At 58.5% G+C, this 17,294-nt stretch carries 15 protein-coding genes and 1 pseudogene; 5 read left to right on the top strand and 11 right to left on the bottom strand.

From position 1 onward, the window contains the following. Window positions 1-29: 29 nt before the first annotated feature. The 5 genes and pseudogenes from ACS4RR_RS24900 to ACS4RR_RS24880 all read right to left on the bottom strand — a co-directional run bounded on the left by ACS4RR_RS24900 (window position 30) and on the right by ACS4RR_RS24880 (window position 5,997). Window positions 30-1,544: an ABC transporter substrate-binding protein gene (locus ACS4RR_RS24900; protein ID WP_170256929.1), complete on the bottom strand. Its 1,515-nt coding sequence runs from the start codon at window positions 1,542-1,544 to the stop codon at window positions 30-32. A gap of 19 nt (window positions 1,545-1,563) precedes the next feature. Then, window positions 1,564-3,272, bottom strand: a pseudogene (locus ACS4RR_RS24895) (dipeptide ABC transporter ATP-binding protein). Then, window positions 3,269-4,120 (bottom strand): ABC transporter permease, encoded by an 852-nt coding sequence (locus tag ACS4RR_RS24890; RefSeq protein ID WP_407767811.1) that lies wholly within the window; start codon window positions 4,118-4,120, stop codon window positions 3,269-3,271. The pseudogene ACS4RR_RS24895 and the gene ACS4RR_RS24890 overlap by 4 nt, the downstream one beginning before the upstream one ends. Further along, the gene (locus ACS4RR_RS24885; RefSeq protein WP_407767810.1) at window positions 4,117-5,055 is read right to left on the bottom strand and encodes an ABC transporter permease; all 939 of its coding nucleotides are present in this window, start codon (window positions 5,053-5,055) and stop codon (window positions 4,117-4,119) included. The genes ACS4RR_RS24890 and ACS4RR_RS24885 overlap by 4 nt, the downstream gene beginning before the upstream one ends. Window positions 5,056-5,106: 51 nt before the next feature. Then, on the bottom strand, window positions 5,107-5,997 hold the full coding sequence (locus ACS4RR_RS24880; protein WP_222386004.1) for a proline iminopeptidase-family hydrolase: 891 nt from the start codon (window positions 5,995-5,997) through the stop codon (window positions 5,107-5,109). Between the two features lie 159 nt (window positions 5,998-6,156). On the opposite strand from ACS4RR_RS24880, the gene ACS4RR_RS24875 reads away from it, so the two are divergent. The 4 genes from ACS4RR_RS24875 (at window position 6,157) to ACS4RR_RS24860 (ending at window position 9,599) form a co-directional block, all read left to right on the top strand. Beyond that, the gene (locus ACS4RR_RS24875) at window positions 6,157-6,954 is read left to right on the top strand and encodes a helix-turn-helix transcriptional regulator (protein WP_026154676.1); all 798 of its coding nucleotides are present in this window, start codon (window positions 6,157-6,159) and stop codon (window positions 6,952-6,954) included. Window positions 6,955-7,019: 65 nt separating this feature from the next. Beyond that, complete coding sequence (locus ACS4RR_RS24870) at window positions 7,020-7,922, top strand: proline iminopeptidase-family hydrolase (RefSeq protein WP_222386003.1); 903 nt, start codon at window positions 7,020-7,022, stop codon at window positions 7,920-7,922. A gap of 90 nt (window positions 7,923-8,012) precedes the next feature. Further along, complete coding sequence (locus tag ACS4RR_RS24865; protein ID WP_407767809.1) at window positions 8,013-8,357, top strand: hypothetical protein; 345 nt, start codon at window positions 8,013-8,015, stop codon at window positions 8,355-8,357. A 132-nt stretch (window positions 8,358-8,489) separates the two neighbouring features. Continuing rightward, entirely contained in the window at window positions 8,490-9,599 is a 1,110-nt protein-coding gene (locus ACS4RR_RS24860; protein ID WP_456190305.1) for a DegT/DnrJ/EryC1/StrS family aminotransferase, read from the top strand. Window positions 9,600-9,876: 277 nt separating this feature from the next. Here ACS4RR_RS24860 and ACS4RR_RS24855 read toward each other — a convergent pair whose 3' ends face one another. Both ACS4RR_RS24855 and ACS4RR_RS24850 read right to left on the bottom strand, forming a co-directional pair. Continuing rightward, window positions 9,877-11,091: a Gfo/Idh/MocA family protein gene (locus tag ACS4RR_RS24855; protein ID WP_260111691.1), complete on the bottom strand. Its 1,215-nt coding sequence runs from the start codon at window positions 11,089-11,091 to the stop codon at window positions 9,877-9,879. Then, on the bottom strand, window positions 11,088-12,269 hold the full coding sequence (locus ACS4RR_RS24850) for an ATP-grasp domain-containing protein (protein ID WP_456190304.1): 1,182 nt from the start codon (window positions 12,267-12,269) through the stop codon (window positions 11,088-11,090). Before ACS4RR_RS24850 ends, ACS4RR_RS24855 begins: the two co-directional genes overlap by 4 nt. Before the next feature lie 323 nt (window positions 12,270-12,592). Between ACS4RR_RS24850 and ACS4RR_RS24845 the strand changes: the two genes are divergently transcribed. Further along, the gene (locus tag ACS4RR_RS24845) at window positions 12,593-13,426 is read left to right on the top strand and encodes a hypothetical protein (RefSeq protein WP_456190303.1); all 834 of its coding nucleotides are present in this window, start codon (window positions 12,593-12,595) and stop codon (window positions 13,424-13,426) included. A gap of 41 nt (window positions 13,427-13,467) precedes the next feature. Here the strand turns inward: ACS4RR_RS24845 and ACS4RR_RS24840 are convergent, their stop codons facing one another. The 4 genes from ACS4RR_RS24840 to ACS4RR_RS24825 form a co-directional block, all read right to left on the bottom strand. Continuing rightward, on the bottom strand, window positions 13,468-14,436 hold the full coding sequence (locus ACS4RR_RS24840) for a fatty acid desaturase family protein (RefSeq protein ID WP_170280670.1): 969 nt from the start codon (window positions 14,434-14,436) through the stop codon (window positions 13,468-13,470). A 23-nt stretch (window positions 14,437-14,459) separates the two neighbouring features. Beyond that, on the bottom strand, window positions 14,460-15,197 hold the full coding sequence (locus tag ACS4RR_RS24835) for a class I SAM-dependent methyltransferase (protein WP_162116645.1): 738 nt from the start codon (window positions 15,195-15,197) through the stop codon (window positions 14,460-14,462). 67 nt (window positions 15,198-15,264) lie between these two features. Next, on the bottom strand, window positions 15,265-16,137 hold the full coding sequence (locus ACS4RR_RS24830; RefSeq protein ID WP_017969158.1) for a glycosyltransferase family 2 protein: 873 nt from the start codon (window positions 16,135-16,137) through the stop codon (window positions 15,265-15,267). 413 nt (window positions 16,138-16,550) lie between these two features. After that, window positions 16,551-17,207 (bottom strand): class I SAM-dependent methyltransferase, encoded by a 657-nt coding sequence (locus tag ACS4RR_RS24825; protein WP_260111687.1) that lies wholly within the window; start codon window positions 17,205-17,207, stop codon window positions 16,551-16,553. Window positions 17,208-17,294 lie beyond the last annotated feature (87 nt).

Genomic DNA, 17,294 nt, shown 5'->3' with positions numbered 1-17,294 from the left:
GCGGCGGAACGTTTGCGAGCTGCCCGAACTCAGTTCTTGACCGTGTCTTCCAGGAAGAAGCGGCCGAGCGGGTTCTGATAGAAGTTCTCGATATTTTTACGCGAGACGTTGATGTAGGGGCTGTAATAGAGGTCGATCCAGTTGACGTCGTCCTTGGCCATCTTCTGCAGATCGACATACATCGCTTCGCGCTTCTTCGGGTCGAGCTCGAGGCGCGCCTTGGCCACCAGTTCCTTCACCGCCTCGTTCTTGTAATTGGTCGAGTAGTTATTGTTGGAATCGTGGCCGAGGACAAAGGTGGTCTTCTGATCCGGATCGAGAATGTCGTTGGTCCAGTAATTGACCGAGATATCGTAGTCGCCGGCGACCGTCATGTCCCATTCCTGGCTCGGATCGACCTTCTGCAAGTTGGCGGTGATGCCGGCCTTCTGCAGCTGCTGCTGGACGAGCACCGCCGTCTGTTCGTCGACTTCGTCGCCGGCGCGCACCAGATAGTTCAGCGTCAGGTCGGAGGCGCCGGCGGCCGCCAGCAACTCCTTCGCTTTTTCGGGATTATAAGGCCGCTGCAGATTGTCGGCATAATAATAGAGCGCGCCCTTCGGAATATAGGAATTGGCGACCGTGCCCTGGCCGAAGGTGACGGTATCGACGATCGCCTTCTTGTCGATTGCGAGATCCAGCGCCTGGCGGACTTCCTTCTTGCCGAGCGCGCCATGAGCATGGTTGATCAGAAGATGATCCTCGCGGGTCGAAGCGTCGATATCGACGTTGAGGTTCGGATCCTTCTTCAACTCCTCGACGCGAGAAAAGGGAACGAAGATCGCCGTATCCAGCTCGCCGGCCTGAACGTTCAGCATGCGGGTGTTGTCGTCAGGCACCGAGATCCACTCGACACCGTCGAGCTTGACGCGGTCGGCCTGCCAGAAGTTCGGGTTCTTCTTGAGAATGACGCGGTCGCCGCGCCGCCATTCCTCGACCACGAAGGCGCCGGATGCGATCGGCTTTTCGCCATAGGCATCGGCGCCCAGCGATTCCATGCCTTTCTTGGAGATGACCGAGGCATTCGGCAGCGCCAGCGTCGACAGGAACGGCGCGGACTGGTTCTTGAGCTTGATCGTCAGCGTGTGCGCGTCGGTCGCCACGGCCGTGTCGATCACCTTATAGGAATCGCTCCAGAGCGAGGCAGCGTCATCGCGGATGCGCAGCAGGCTGTAGGCCGCGTCTTCCGCCGTCAGTGGCGAACCGTCCGAGAATTTTGCGTCGCGGATCTTGAACGTGTAGGTCAGTCCGTCATCCGAGACGGTCCAGCTTTCGGCAAGGCCCGGCTCCAGTTTCGTGCCTGTCTTGTCGACGCGGATCAGCACGTCGTAGACGTTGGAGAACACCCAGTTGTCGATGTTCTGCGCGGTCTTGATCGGATCGAATGTCGTCGAATCCTCGCGGCGGCCGATGGTGAGCACACCGGCGGCCTCGGCATAGCTTGCGCTGAGCGTCAGACCGGCGAGCAAGGCTGCAAGCCCGATTGATTTCCACCTGTTTGTCATGAGTTCGTTCCCTTCGTTGTTATGGCATGCGTTTGATTGATTGAATCGGCATCGAATGCGGATCGTCCTTGCCGACGGCGTCTTGAAGCAGCCGCTTGTCAGGATCGATGTCGGGAATGGCGGCGATCAGCGCCGCCGTATAGGGGTGCTTCGGGCGCGCGAAGACTTCTTCGGAATGGCCTTCCTCGACGATCTCGCCGCGATACATCACGACGACGCGTTCGCAAAGATTGCGGACGATTGCGAGATCATGGGCGATGAAGATCAGCGTGAGGTTCATCTTCGCCGTGAGCTCGCGGAAAAGCTCGATGATCTGCGCCTGGATAGTGACATCGAGGGCCGCCACGCATTCGTCGGCGATGATCATCTTCGGATCGACGGCCAGCGCCCGGGCAATGCCGGCGCGCTGGCACTGGCCGCCACTCATGCTGCGCGGTTTGCGGCCGGCGAATTCGCGTTCGAGACCGACGAGATCGAGCAGTTCGCCGATCCGAGTCGGGATATCGGCCCTGGCGACCTTGCCCTGCACCTTCAGCACCTCGGCCAGCATCTGCCCGACCGTCAGCCGTGGATTGAGCGCATTATAGGGGTCTTGAAACACCATCGCCGTCTCGCGCCTGAGCTTTGCCAGGCCAGCGCTTTTCTGCAGCGCCAGATCGACGCCGTCGAAGGTGACGTGGCCCGAGGAAAGCGGCGTGAGGCCGAGCACGGCGCGGGCAAGCGTGCTCTTGCCGCTGCCGGATTCGCCGACGATGCCGACCGTCTCGCCCGCCATGATCTGCAGGCTGACGCCGGCAACGGCGCTGACCGTCTTGGCACCGCCCCTAAGCAGGGCGCCGCCGGCTCTGAAGCGCACATGGAGATCGTCGATTTCGAGCAACGGTCTCGCCGGGTTGCTGGCTTCGGCAATCTCGGGCAACAGCGCTGATATTGCGCCCGGCAGGAAGGGTGGCTGTTGATCAGGTTGATCGTATAGGGATGCTGCGGCCGCGCCAGGATCGTCCGCTTCGGCCCCTCTTCGAGCAGTTTGCCGCCGCGCAGCACGGCGATGCGGTCGCAGGTCTGGGCGACGATACCGAGATCGTGGGTGATCAGAATGATCGACAGGCCGCGCCGATCGCGAATGTCAATCAACAGCCGCAGGATCTGCGCCTGGATAGTCACGTCGAGCGCCGTGGTCGGCTCGTCGGCGATCAGGATCTTCGGATTGCAGGACAGCGCCACGCCGATCATTGCCCGCTGCCGCATGCCGCCGGAAAATTCGTGCGGATAATTGTCGTACTGGCGCTTCGGATCGGGGAAGCCGACCTGCGCCAGGATTTCCGTCGCCGCAGTGCGGGCCTCGCGGGCGCCGAGGCCCTGGTGATAGCGGATGCCCTCGGCGATCTGATCGCCGATCCGCATCACCGGGTCAAGATGGCTGGTCGGGTTCTGGAAGACCATGCCGATCTCGCCGCCGCGCACCTTCAGCATCTCGCTATCGTCGATCCGCATGAGGTCACGCCCTTCGAGCAGCACGCTACCGCCTTCGATCTTCAGCAGCGAGGAGGGCAGCAGGCGCACCAGGGAACGGCAAAACAGGCTCTTGCCCGAGCCGCTCTCGCCGACGAGACCGAGAATCTCGCCCTTGCCGAGGTCGAGCGAGACCGCATCGAGCAGCGTGCGCGGGCCGGAATCGACATGTGCCCTGACGGTGAGATCACGGACGGACAGCACCGAGCCGCTCATTCATGCACCCCCAGCAGTTCGCCGAGCGCGTCGCCCAGCATGCTGAAGCCGAAGGCGAGGCAGACGATGGAGAGGCCGGGAAACAACGTGATCCACCATGCCGTGGTGATGAAGCTCTGTCCTTCCGCGACCATGACGCCCCATTCGGCGATCGGCGGCTGGACGCCGAGGCCGAGATAGCTGACGGCAGCGCCGCTGAGCAGCACCAGCGTCGCGTCGGACATCGAAAAGACGACCGAGCCGGCGATCGCGTTCGGCAGCAGGTGGCGGAACATGATGCGCGGGCGGCTGAAGCCGAGGCTGACGGCGGCAACGGCATAGTCGCTGCCCTTCAGCACCAGCATCTGCGCCCGGATCAGCCGCGCATAGGAGACCCAGCCGACCAGCGCCATGGCAATGTAGAAGCTGCCGAGGCCCGGGCCGAGGATCGCGATGATCGACAGCATCAGCACGAGGAAGGGGAAGGCGAGGATGATATCGACGAGGCGCATGAACAGCGCATCGACGATGCCGCCGAAAAAGCCGGCGATGGTGCCGACCGTCGTGCCGATCACGAAGGGGAAGATGACGCCGATCAGCGCCATCTGCAGGTCGAGGCGCGCGCCCCAGATGACGCGGGAAATGATATCGCGGCCGAAATTGTCGGTGCCGAAGGGATGCAACAGCGAAGGCGCCTGCAGGCGCACCTCGGCGTTCTGCATGATCGGGTCGTAAGGCGCGACAATGGGTGCGCCGATCGCCAGCAGGACGAAGAACAGCAACAATCCGGCACTGAGAACAAGCATCGGCCGCCGGCCGAAGAACCGGCGCCAGCCAAGAGATGCCGGGGCGATCGCCTCGATGCTCATAGCTTCACCCTCGGATCGACGGCGACAGTGACGATGTCGGCGATGAAGTTGATGAGCACGGTGGCGCAGGCAAAGACCATGGCGACACCCTGGACCACCATGTAGTCGCGCGAGAAGATCGCCCTGACGAGCAGCTGTCCCATGCCGGGCAACGCAAAGACGCTCTCGACCACCACCGTGCCGCCGATCAGCCAGCCGATATTGACGGCCAGCAGATTGATCGTCGGCACCAGCGAATTCGGCAGAACATGCCGCCAGAAGACGATCCCTTCCGGCATGCCGCGGGCGCGCGCCGCGGTCGCAACATCCGATTTCAGCTGCTCGATCATCGCCGCCCGCAGGCTGCGCGTCAGCACGGTCGAGAGCGACAGCGCGACCGTCAGGCTCGGCAGCACGAGATGCGACAGCTTTTCGCCGATCGTTGCACCATAGCCCGAAACCGGCAGCACACCGAGTTCGACGCTGAAGAGGATGATCAGCATCAACCCCAGCCAGAAGGGCGGAAAGCCGATGCCGAAGGTCGAGACGATGCGCACCGCATGATCCGGCGCCCGGCCGGCATTGCGCGCGGCGATCGCCGCCATCGGCACCGCAATCAGGACCGAAAGCACGACGCTGGAGACGACGAGCGCAAGCGTCGGCTCGATACGGGTGACGATCAGCTTCAGCACGTCGATCTTGTAGAGGATCGACTTGCCCATCTCGCCATTGGCGAGATTCTTGAGGAAATAGACATACTGCAGCCACATCGGCTGGTCGAGGCCGTACTGGGCGCGGATGCTGGCAATTGCTGCCGGAGTCGCGCGCGTGCCGAGGATGTTGCGCGCCGGATCGCCGGGGATCAACCGGACCAGAATGAAAGTAATAACGCTGATGCCGAAGATGACGGGCAGGAACTGCAGCGGTCGCATCAGAATGAATTTATAGCGATGCATGACGGCGATCACCCCCTTGTCTTCGTCGGGTTCGGTCCGCTCCCTCTTGCATCAGCCTGCCTTGTGCCGGTCGAGAAAATCGAGAAGCGCCGGATAATAATCCTGCGGGTTCTCATAGAACGGCATATGGCTGGCATTGGCAAATACCTTGAGTTCGGCATTCGGCAGCGCAAGCTTCATTCTGAGCGCACAGGCTGGCGTCAGCTCGTCATGCTCTCCCGACGTGATGAGCACCGGCAGCGTCAGTCGCGGCAGATCGGGGATGCGGTTCCAATCCTTGAGGTTGCCGATATAGAGAAACTCGTTCGGCCCCTGCATCGTCTCGTAGGGCGCCATGTTCCAATCGTCGAGCGAGCGGCGCACCGGCGCCGGCCATTCCGGCAGACGGCAGACATGCCGATAGTTGAGGATGGTGACGGCGGCGAGATATTCCGGATGATTGTAGGTGCCCTGCGCTTCGTGCTTCTGCATCATCGCCACGGTTTCGGGACCGAGCGCTGCGCGCAACCGTTCCAGTTCCGAGATCAGATGTGGCATGTCGGCGACGGTATCCTCGAGGATCAGCGTCTTCAAGTTCTCGGGATAGGTCAGCGCATATTCGATCGCCAGCCAGCCGCCCCAGGAATGGCCGAGCATGTGGACCTTGCCGAGCCCCAGCGCCTTGCGCACCGTCTCCGTCTCCTCGACATAACGGCCGATCGTCCAGAGCGAGAGATCGTCCGGCCGGTCGGAAGCGCCAGTGCCGAGTTGATCGAAGGCGACGACACGATAGCCCTTGTCGATGAGACAGGAATGCGCCTCGCGCAGGTAATCGCTGGGCAGGCCTGGCCCGCCGTTCAGGCAGAAAACCGTCTCGCTGCCGGTCCCGAAGCTATAGGCAACGACGCGATAGCCATCGACATCGATCTCGAATCGCTCGTCCGGCCGTATTTCACGCCACATTGATCGCTCCGGCAGAAGATTTCGCTTGCTCAATATTTGGGCATGGCTAAATTTTTACCTCAAATCCCATTCTGTGCCAGCTATAAGAAGTGATAGGGTGGGCCGCCATGCCGAACCTGGGAGCAGCCCATGCTTGACGACCCCATTCGTGACGACCCCATTCTTGACGAGATCGGAACGATCAGACGGCAGTTTACAGTACATGAAACGCTGGACGGCAGGATCGACCAGGCCTTCGAGGCGATGAAGCAGATCGGCTTCGAGGCGCTGATCTACGACTATACCCCTGTGCCCTACGATCTCGATGGCGCGATCATGATACCGTCGCTGCTGAAGCTGCGAAATATCTCGGACGACATGCACGACTACTGGTTCAATCGCGGCTATTTCCGTATCGATCCAGTGCAGCAGGTGGCGCTGCGCACCTCCGCACCCTTCTTCTGGAACTATGACCCGGACGCCGACACGCTGATCAACCGCTTCATGAACGACGACACCGCGCCGGTGACGCGCTATCTGAGCGAACGTGATATGTCGACCGGCGTCACCGTGCCGGTTCATATGCCACGCGGCGACTATGCGACCGTCACCGGCATCCGGTTCGGCCGGAACAAAGAGTTCGAACGGCACGCGTTGCGCTATATCGCCGACTTCAACCTGCTTGCCCATGTTTTCCATGAGACCGCCTATTCGCTTTTCGACACGCGGGCGAAAAGCGTCGGCACGATCCGCCTGACCGAGCGGGAACGCGAATGCCTGCGCCATTCGGCGGAAGGTTATTCCGCCAAGGAAATTTCCCGCATCATCGACCGTTCCGTACCGACGGTCGTGATGCATCTGAACGCCGCGGCAAAGAAACTCGGCGCCCGCAACCGCACCCAGGCGGTGGTGCGTGCCACCCATTACCGCCTGCTCGAAGACCGGCCGACCCATAATTGGCCACCCTATAACTTGTGATAGCTGCCTTGGCCGTCGCCGCCGCGTTATGATTTTTTTCATGACGCCAAGAGATGGAGACGCCCGTGGGCGAAGTCACGACCAACGAAGCCTATCTGCCCTTTCGCGACTATCGCACCTGGTATCGCGTCACCGGTTCGCTGGAGAGCGGCAAGCTGCCCCTCGTCGTCGCCCATGGCGGGCCCGGCTGCACCCATGATTATGTCGATTCCTTCAAGGATATCGCCACCCTCGACGGCCGTCCCGTCATCCATTACGACCAACTCGGCAATGGCAATTCCACCCGACTTCCGGAAAAGGGCCCGGATTTCTGGACCGTCGAACTGTTCCTCGAGGAGCTGGATGCCCTGCTTTCCCATCTCGGCATTCGGGATCGTTATGCCTTCATCGGCCAGTCCTGGGGCGGCATGCTGGGTGCGGAACACGCAGTGCGCCGGCCGCAAGGCCTGAAGGCGCTTGTCATCGCCAACTCGCCGGCCAACATGCATACCTGGGTTTCGGAGGCGAACCGGCTGAGGCAGGAACTGCCGAAAGAGGTGCAGGACACGCTGCTGAAGCATGAACTGGCAGGAAGCCTCGCCGACCCGGAATATATCGCCGCCTCGCGTGTCTTCTATGACCGCCATGTCTGCCGGGTGGTGCCGTGGCCGCCTGAAGTGGCGCGGACCTTTGCGATCATGGACGAGGACAACACCGTCTACCGCAACATGAATGGCCCGACGGAATTTCACGTCATCGGCACGATGAAGGACTGGACGATCGAGAACAGGCTCGACCGCATCGAAGCCCCAACGCTGCTGATCTCGGGAAAATACGACGAGGCGACGCCCTTGGTGGTCAGGCCTTATCTCGAACGCGTTCCGGGCTGCGAATGGGTGCTCTTCGAAAACTCCAGCCACATGCCGCATGTCGAGGAAAAGCAGCTTTGCCTGGCGACCGTTTCCGGTTTCCTGTCCCGGCACGATTGAGGAAGCGCGTGCGCCGGCAACGCCGTTTCTTGCCGCGAAGGCGACGCTTGGGATAGTCTTGGTCCCATTGGAGAACGACGGAACGGACCGATGAACGATCATACGCAGGCAGGGAGCGCGACAATCCTCGCATCAAGCGCGGGACGCGGCTGGCGCGGTCTGGAGGCCGATCTTGTGCGCATCCCGCCTGGCCGCACGCATATTTCAGGCACGCCCTATCATCGCCTCGGAATCCATGTCGGCCGGCCGGTGCGGGCCCAATGCCGCTGTGACGGGCGGGAGCATCGCCGACTGCAGAAGCATGGCGATACCGACGTGGTGCCAGCCGGCCTTGATGGAGTCTGGGAGGACGACCGCGAATGCATGATTCTGCGGCTGAAGATCAGCAAGGATCTTTTCCATCGGGCTGCGATCGATCTCGGCCGCGATATATAATTAGAGCATAATGTCATCCGAAAACCTCCCACACTTTTCGGCATCATGCTCTGGTCAGCTTGGGAACAGGTTAAGCCGCGATGTTCGGACCAGGCCCATTGCGCGATAATGCCCAACCTCCTCGACGGCGTCATGAAAAACGAAAAGATCTATGTAACGAAGCCCAGCCTGCCGCCGCTCGAAGAATTCATTCCGTCGCTGGAAGCGATCTGGAACAACCGCATCCTGACCAATGGCGGGCCATTCCACCAGCAGCTGGAGCAGGAGCTCTGCGGCCATCTCGGCGTGAAGCACATCAGCCTCTTTTCCAACGCCACGGTCGCGCTGTTGACGGCGCTTCAGGCGCTGCGCGTCACGGGCGAAGTCATCACCACGCCTTATTCCTTCGTGGCCACTTCGCATTCGCTTCTCTGGAACGGCTTGAAGCCCGTCTTCGTCGACGTCGACCCGGTGACGCTCAATCTCGATCCGGCGAAGATCGAGGCGGCGATCACGCAGCAGACAACGGCGATCATGCCGGTGCATTGCTACGGCCACCCTTGCGACGTCGATGCGATCCAGAAGATCGCCGATCTCTACAATCTCAAGGTCATCTATGACGCTGCCCATGCCTTTGGCGTGGAAGACGAGCGGGGAAGCATTCTCAATCACGGCGACCTTTCGATCCTGAGCTTCCACGCGACGAAGGTTTTTAACACATTCGAAGGCGGAGCCATCATCTGCCCTGATATCAAGACAAAGACCCGAATCGACCAGCTGAAGAACTTCGGTTACGTCGACGAAGTGACCGTGGTGGCACCAGGCACAAACGGCAAGATGAGCGAGTTCAACGCTGCGCTCGGCCTGTTGCAGCTGAAATATATCAAATTCGTCCTTGAAAGGCGTGGACTCATCGACAGTGCATACCGTGAGCGGCTCCGCGGCGTGGCAGGCATAGAATGCCTGGAGCGTTCCGGCGAGACCGTCTCCAACTTCTCTTATTTCCCGATCCTCGTACGTCCCGGCTATCCCATTTCACGCGATGGGCTCTATGAACTGTTGAAGGAAAACAGCATTCATCCGCGCCGCTATTTTTATCCGCTGATTTCAAGCTTCTCGATGTACCGCAGCCTGCCTTCCTCGCAGCCGTCAGATCTGCCGGTCGCAACCGAAGCCGCACAACAGGTGCTCTGCCTTCCCATCTATCCGGACATGGAGATGGAGATCGTCGACAAGGTCTGCGCGCTGATCGAGTCGGCTTAAAAAACGGTGTTTCGACCGTCATCTCGCACTGCAGATCGAAAGTATCTGCGGTGCGAGGTCGTGCGCCAATAGGCCGGTTAGAGCGTGATGCCGAAAAGCATAAGCGGTTTTCGGGCGACATCCTGTTCTAGCCGCCTCACTTGTCAGCAAAGACTTGAAGCGCGAGTTCTGCCTGCCAGATAAGAAAATCGCGAGCCGGCGCGTTGCAGGTGGCTGCTCATACGAAAGCGGCGTGACCATCGATCACGCCGCTTTCGTCATCTCATAGACGCCAGATTTAAAGCGCCAGTTGCGGAGGTCGGATTTCGAGCCGCTCCGTCGCCGGGCGCTGTACGCCTCGCGGTTCAATCTCGACCCAGCGGTGTTCAAGCCGCGAGCATTCGATCGCTTCCAGCAGCCGTAATCCTTCCTCCGCCTCCTCTAGCCCAAGCACGTAGGGATGGGGCAGGCGTGCGGTATTGATCTTGCGTTGCAGCAGGGCGTCGGCAAGGTCGACATAATAATTCGCGAAGGCTTCGATGAATCCCGACGGATGGCCTGGCTTGAACCGCTCGTAGCGGATATTGTTAGCGATCATGATATCCGGGCTGGCGCGATCGAGGATCTGCTTGCGGCCGTTGCAGTCATAGAAATAGGCAAGCTCGGGGGTTTCCTGAAGCCATTCGATCGATGCCTTGGAGCCATAGAGCCGCACACGCAGTCCATTGCGTTGCCCGAGCGCGGTCTTGCCGTACCACATGCTGCAATGCAGGCCGCCGGCGCAGCGCACGAGCGCCTGCACATTGTCGAGCACCTGCGGAAAGTGACCGAAACTGTGGCTGGTTGCGCAGACTTCTTCCGACTCCCGCTGCGTGAGGAAATGAAGCAGCGAGTGCACATGAACGCCGAGATCGAGCGAAACCGTCGGCACGGCGCCGTCGCGCAGGCGCCAATCCTGCGGTGTCATCGGCGTGCCGTCACGGCGGAGCCGGAGAAAACTCTCCTGCGGCATCTCAATATGGATCTGCTGCAATTCGCCGAAAACACCATGCTCGACCATGCCGCGGATTTCACGGAGCATGGGATATCCCGTGTAGTTGTAGGTTACGGCCAAAAAGGCCCCGTTACTGCGAGCATTGCCGATCATGCGCGTCTCGGCGCTCGAACCGGCAAGGGCCTTTTCCGAGATCACCGAAACACCTGCCTCAAGTGCGGCGACAACCTGCTTCGTATGCTGCTGCGTCGGCGTTAGCACGACGAGAGCATCGATGTTGTCGGCCTCTTTCGAGAGCAAGGTATCGAAGTCGGCGTGGCAGCGCTCCGGCGAAATGCGGTACTGCCCCGCCGTTTCGCGATTGATGTCGCCATGGCGGCTGAAGCAGCCGGCGACAAGATCGAATTTCTGATCAAGCTCGATCGCATCGCGATGAGCGCGACCCACAGCGGAATTGACGGCACCGCCTAGAAAGGCGAGGCGCAGCTTCTCCGGTACTCCCTGATTTGAGCGGATCATGCGAGATCTCCTTGCATCGTTTGGAGCGAAATGAACGTTTTGAAATCCGGCGCCACCTTCAGCATCTCGTCCCGCGACTCGAAACGGGCGTATAGGATGGCGAGCTTGTCGAGCGGTGCCGCATTCATTGGTTTGCCGGTGGTCTTGAGCTGCGTGATGCGGACATCGGATGATGGAATGGAATGCGAGAAGGAAAACGGCGTCGAGGGCGTGTCGGAGGTGATGGTGTGGCGCCCGAAGAACAGCGGTGGATCGAAGCGCGGTTCGGCCGAAAATTCCTCACCCAGCAGCAGCGTTATGACGAGATCGGCGTAATCGATGCCGAGAGACTGATCGACAAGTGAGCCGTAAAGATCGCCCGGGCAGCGCCGCATGCATTCGACGATCCAGACATCGTCGCCATTCGACAGGAACTGCGTGTGAATGAGGCCGTCCTGCAGTCCGAGCAGCTTGACGACGCGCGCCATAATGGCCCGCGTCTTCGAGCGGACGGTTTCGGAAAGGCGCGAGGGATGGTTCGATGAATCGACCTGGTATGGATAGACCGTGCAATATTCGTCGACGAAGACGTCGAAGACGATCTCCTGGTCCTTGATGAAGGCGGAATGGCTGTGCAGGCTGCCTTCGATGAATTCCTCGATAACGATCTCCGCCGCGCGCGAGTTTCGCCGGGCATCGGCGATGGCGGCGGCAAGTTCAGTCCGGTCGAAAACCTTTGTGACGCCGCGGCCGCTGAAACTATCGCTCGGCTTCACCAGCAGCGGATAACGCAGCGCCTCGGTCTCGATTGGCGAATCGCCCTGCAGGCGCACCGAGCGCGGGGCAGGGATATCGTGCTGCTCAGTAAAGCTACGGAATGCCTGCTTCGTGTGAATGATGGTCGCAGTTTCCATCAGATCGAAGCGTGGGAATCCGAGTTTTTCGGCAACGAAGCTGGTCGACATATATGCAACATCATTGCCCGTCGGCACGATGAAATCGAAATCACCGTTCTCGACGAGGGCGAGCAGCGCGTTCGGATTGCTGTAGTCGATGAAATGCGATTGATGCGCATGCGCATGGCAGGGCTCGTCCGGCCGATTTCCGCAAACGGAAATATGGAGGCCGCGCCTTCTCAAAGCGAATAGAAGAGGAACTGCGCTGAAGTTACTGCCGACGAGCAATGCTCTCTTGGTCATTTTCAAATCCATTCCACGCACCCCGGCTGGCCTGTTGAAACGGCACAGCCGAAACAGGGTGTGCAGTCCCACTTCGTCCGTTTTCGATATGCGAAAGACTAAAACGGCCGCGATAGCGAGAGTCATAGGATGCGGGCGTTACCCGAGGCTTGCCGCCTGGAGGTCTGGGCGTCTGTGTTCACCCCGGCGTCGTTGCCTTGCTTGTGGGAAGCAGACGGGCCGCCTTGTTAAGCCGAGTACCATCTCATACGCTTTCGGCTGTGATTCCAACGTCGGCATCGGACAAAGATGCAGACTGCAGCTGCGAAAAGAGACACCGCGCAATGAACGAGAAACTGCCTGATCTGATTGAAGGCGAGCGTATTTTCTTCCAAAAGGTGTTCGAACGGCAGTCCCGCGCGACAATGGAGATGCGGGAGCGATGGCGCGCGGAAACGATTCTTCAGCGTAGAAGACGCGTGTCGTCTGAGATCTACGATCTACTTGGTGGGGTGGTGAAATACGGTCCGTTCAAGGGGCTGTCGCTTGCGAAGAACAACTGGTGGGGCGGTGGCGACTTCGGGTCGATGCTCTTGGGCCTTTATGAGAAGGAAGTACTGGATTTCCTGTTCTCCGAAAGATTGGATGCCGTTGAGAGCTTCGTCGATGTCGGCGCCGCCGACGGATATTACGCGATCGGCATGGTTCGGTCGGGTCGGGCGAAAAACGCCGTTTGCTTTGAACTGAGCGAGGAAGGGCAGCGCACCATTGCATCGAACGCCGAGGCGAATTCGACGTCGGACAGGATCGAAATATTCGGCGCCGCAGACAGGCTATTTCATGAAAAGCTCAGCCATCTTGATCTGGCGAAAACAGTCGTCCTCGTTGACGCCGAGGGTGCGGAGTTCGAAATCCTGGACGATGACTCCTTATCGGCATTGAAACAGGCGACGATTGTCATCGAGATTCACAACTGGGTCGAGGGTTTCTGGGAGAAGTACACCCGTCTCCTCACATCGGCTTCAGCGTTATTCAATGTCGAATTCATTGCGCCCGCCATCAGAGATCTGACGCAATTTCCGGAATTGAACGATTTCACCGACGACAACCGCTACCTCATTTGCTCCGAGGGGCGGCCAAATATTATGCGCTTCATGCTCTTGACGCCCAACGGCTGATTGCGTCGACAGGTTGGTGCGCACACAAGCGCTCCAGCCTGTCATTCAGGCACGGCATTGCCTTCCAATCTTGCCGATATTCCCACCGAGCTCCAGAAGTCCCGGGTGAAGAGGTAGCCGAATTCCTTTTCCTCGCGCTCTACTTTGAGCTTGGCATTCAAGATATCGTGCAGCTTCGGCAAATTGTAATAGGGAACCGACGGCAGCAGGTGGTGCTCGGCGTGATAATTCATGTTGGCATAGAAGAATGCAATCGGTGTCGGCAGATTGACCGTTCTTGAAAAAAGAAGCGCGCTTTCGTCCTTGTGATCTTCGAGGCCGACGTGCTGCGCTAGCGCCAGAACACGATTTGGGAGCGATCCGACGAACGGTGTGATGAAAAACATGAACGTCAGGGCAGGCGATCGCGTCGCAAGGAAAAACAGCGCCAGCCAGATGGCGTTGAGCGCAAGCATAAAGATCGCATCGGATTGCGCAGCGCGTCGTTCGGCGGGCATCAGTTTCAATCGGATGCCTTTGCCGAAATACGCTTCGTAGCCGAAGGCGTTGCAGAGCGCATAGAGGATCCGCCTGCAAAGGCTTTGATAATCAAGCAGGACGAGACGCGCTGCGCCCAGCAAGTCGAGCGGAAAATCGCGATAGATTTCGCTGTCATCCTCATGGAAAGTGGAAGCGTGGTGGAACTGATGGCTTTTTTCGAAATAGCTCGGATTGTTCCAGGTCACATAGGAAAACAGCTTGAAGAACAGAGTGTTCAGCCATTTCCTGCTGAAGACCTTCTTGTGAAACAGCTCATGGCCGATGCCGGCATAGCCGGCGAACTGCCATAGGACGGCGTTAAGATAAAAGGCTGCGAAAGCAAGCGCAGGATAGCCGCCTTCCCATGCGCGGACCATCGCGAAAAGCAGGCCGGCATGGATGCCGATCCTGAGCGCAAGGTGGGAATAAGCGATCCGGTCGTTCGATGCCGTGAGGTCCCGGAACTCGTCCTTCGTCAACAGGCTGCCCATTCTGATCTCGCTAGCACCCATGATCAGAGCTCTATATTAACCAACGCAAAGGCCACAAGGCTGTTTGCGACATGGAAGACCACCTGCGATTTCGAGAACTCCGCCAAATACTCGGTGACGTCCCCGTGGATCTTGGAATTGTAGTCATGCCAGACGATGACGCCGCGCTTGACGATGCCGAATGCGTTTTCCGTATCCGCCCGGACGATCTGGTTCTCATGTCCGCCATCGATGAAGATCATCTCGGCCGACTGGAAGGCCTCCTTGAAATTGATCGTCGTTGAGTCTTCCTTGACGAGTGTGAGGCGCTTCCTTTGCGTCTCGGTGATCGACGCCAGATAGGCCTCGCCATCGATTTCCTGGCGCTTGCGGAGATAGTCGTCATTCTGCTCGGCGGATGACAAGGCGCTACGCTCGTCCGTCTCGGCTAGATGCGCCGTGAGGCCCTTCGGCAGGTCGATGGAGACCACGTCGCAGTCTTCCGGCGTGTTTTCGATGAAAAGGCGTGTGGTGAAACCTTTGTACGTGCCGATCTCGATGATCTTCCGGGGCTTCACGATCTTGGCGAGCAACACCAGGACAACCTGGTCGACAAGCGTGATGCTGCCGATATCAATCGGCGGCAGACTGGCGGTGTACTCGTTCGCAATTTTCAATTCGTCGGCGAGTTCCAGAAGCGCTCGCAATTTCAGTTCGTAAACTCCCGATTTCGCAGCAAGCGCCGGGCGCAACGCCGCGGCACTTTCAATGAGCTTCTGCATCTCTGATCCCGTGATTCCGTCCATCGTGATTTAATCCTTTGCGATTTCTATTGCGCCTGCGTGGGACTTAGAGACGTGTGCTGATGCGGGCGATCCGTTCATCCAGTTCCGGGAACGATCCTCTCCAGTAGGAATAGTGATTGATGAGGTTCCGATAGGCGATGGGCAGATCGGAGGGCTGCAGGTAGCCCTTCTCGATCGCGAGATCGAGCACTTCCTCGTAGTAGGTGATCGAGTAGATGAAATAGCGGTTGGCCGCTGGATTGGACTGCGAATTGGAATGCTGACGGAAATAGGAGAGGGGCATGGGATGCCCGACGATCGCTCCGCGGAGGGAGAGCCCAACCCAGGATGAAAGATCGAGCGGTCCGGAAATGATGCCGTCCACGACCTTGAAAAGACTGAAACGGCCGGATTCATCAAAGCAATCGGCCGTTCTCAAGAGCGCCGATGAGAACTCGCCAAGCAGATTATGATGCTTGACGGCAGTGATGCGTATGAAGTCGCGGCCCTCGATCACCTTCAGCGAGCCTTCGACCATCAATCCGTTGCCGAGATTTGTAACCTGGTTCCGCTCGTCGATGAAATAGCGCGGGGAAAACGCGAGTTTCGTTCCTCTGTTCTGTGTGGCTTCAAGCGCTTGGAGCAGGTACTGGATGCAGAACGGATTAAGGACGTCGTCGTCGAAGAGATACTTGATGTACTCGCCGCCGGCGAGCCCGGCGAGCCGTATGACGTTCTTGTACTCGGCCGGATCCGGATTGCGGCTGTACTGGATAACGCCTGAGTATCTCTCGCAGATTTTCTCGATTGCATCCGTCGGGCAATCGTCAGAGACTATGATTTCCGTGTCATCGAAACTTTGCGCGATTGCGCTCTTCAGGGCGAGTTCAAAGAAATCGGGCTTATAGGCCGGGATACAGATCGATACGCGCGGCAAATGTTTCTCCCCTTGAGACGCCCCCTCCAGCCTCCGTCGGCGAGAGCGGTGATCGGCGCTCCGAACGACCGAAGCAGACTACTTGCCATGATCATAGAGCGCGGACGTTACGCGAGGCTTGTGCAGAGGAAGAGGCACAAGCGGAAAAAAGGCCTTGATCTCGCCCAATACATAGATAATTTTTGGGAGAAACGGGGCACGCCCTCGGGCATTCGCAAGTGCGTTCCACGAGATTCTTACGTATTCAATTCAATCACGAAAATCTGCGATTATCTCGGCATCAAGACAGAATTCATCGTCTCTTCCAAAATGACAATAGATCTTTTCTAAGGCAATTCAGGCGGCTCGAAAGCTGGCTGAGGGTAAAGACAGAATGCTCGCTGGCGTTCGAGAAGCGGCGAATTTCACTCGCCCTATCGCTTTCGCAGGACGTAGCTGTGCTCGTACTCCGGCAATTGACCCAAGATATCATAGCTTTCGAATAAGCCCGCTGCACGTATCCGATCTACGGCGGGTCCTACTTCTGGTGAATGGGCAAAATCGCCATAGTCGTCGAAGACGATATAGCCACCAGGTACGACAAATCGCTCATAAAGAAGGAAATCTGCCCATACATTCTCGCTCGCATGACCGCCATCAATATGCAAAATCTTGAACCGTTGGGAAGCCTGCAGCGTGCGCTCGACTGCATTCTGCGAGTAACCTCTTATCAAAATGCAGGTTCTATAAAGAATGTTTCGAAAATAATCGACTTCTTGAAGCTGCCCTTGCAGTTCGAATGGATCAATTCCAACGAGTTTTGTTGAAGGTGACGAAAGCCTTTGCATAAAGGCGAGAGACTTGCCTTTCCAGACTCCGATCTCAACGATGTCTGCCTCCAGTGAGGCCACGTCGATACTGAGAAATCCCAAAAGCTTGACGTAAGAATGAAAAGACAATTCTGTCCGCGACATGTACTTGGCTGGCATCGCGGCATAAGCTGCGGCAAAATCTGTCCCCAGCTTATCCCATTCATTGTCCACGCGTGCCCGCGTTGCAGGGTCCGTCATCAGCGTTTTAAGACTATCCATTACCCTGTCCATGATTGGCCTGCCAGATTTCTACCATTTCTTCGATGTGTTATTGCTCTGATTCTGTCAATATGGAGTGCCCCATTT

Origin of the sequence: Rhizobium zaerense (assembly GCF_051810725.1) — a bacterium.
GTDB classification, from domain to species: domain Bacteria; phylum Pseudomonadota; class Alphaproteobacteria; order Rhizobiales; family Rhizobiaceae; genus Rhizobium; species Rhizobium leguminosarum_I.
The sequence above is the reverse complement of the archived record's forward strand: the minus strand, read 5'-3'. Positions and strand labels throughout refer to the sequence as shown.

Excerpts from the sequence above, each read along its gene's own strand:
- ACS4RR_RS24860 (WP_456190305.1), top strand. The coding sequence starts at position 8,490 with ATGAAAAACGAAAAGATCTATGTAACGAAGCCCAGCCTGCCGCCGCTC.
- ACS4RR_RS24885 (WP_407767810.1), bottom strand. The coding sequence starts at position 5,055 with ATGCATCGCTATAAATTCATTCTGATGCGACCGCTGCAGTTCCTGCCC.
- ACS4RR_RS24840 (WP_170280670.1), bottom strand. The coding sequence starts at position 14,436 with ATGGGCAGCCTGTTGACGAAGGACGAGTTCCGGGACCTCACGGCATCG.
- ACS4RR_RS24845 (WP_456190303.1), top strand. The coding sequence starts at position 12,593 with ATGAACGAGAAACTGCCTGATCTGATTGAAGGCGAGCGTATTTTCTTC.
- ACS4RR_RS24850 (WP_456190304.1), bottom strand. The coding sequence starts at position 12,269 with ATGACCAAGAGAGCATTGCTCGTCGGCAGTAACTTCAGCGCAGTTCCT.
- ACS4RR_RS24825 (WP_260111687.1), bottom strand. The coding sequence starts at position 17,207 with ATGGATAGTCTTAAAACGCTGATGACGGACCCTGCAACGCGGGCACGC.
- ACS4RR_RS24855 (WP_260111691.1), bottom strand. The coding sequence starts at position 11,091 with ATGATCCGCTCAAATCAGGGAGTACCGGAGAAGCTGCGCCTCGCCTTT.
- ACS4RR_RS24890 (WP_407767811.1), bottom strand. The coding sequence starts at position 4,120 with ATGAGCATCGAGGCGATCGCCCCGGCATCTCTTGGCTGGCGCCGGTTC.
- ACS4RR_RS24835 (WP_162116645.1), bottom strand. The coding sequence starts at position 15,197 with ATGCAGAAGCTCATTGAAAGTGCCGCGGCGTTGCGCCCGGCGCTTGCT.
- ACS4RR_RS24880 (WP_222386004.1), bottom strand. The coding sequence starts at position 5,997 with ATGTGGCGTGAAATACGGCCGGACGAGCGATTCGAGATCGATGTCGAT.
- ACS4RR_RS24900 (WP_170256929.1), bottom strand. The coding sequence starts at position 1,544 with ATGACAAACAGGTGGAAATCAATCGGGCTTGCAGCCTTGCTCGCCGGT.
- ACS4RR_RS24865 (WP_407767809.1), top strand. The coding sequence starts at position 8,013 with ATGAACGATCATACGCAGGCAGGGAGCGCGACAATCCTCGCATCAAGC.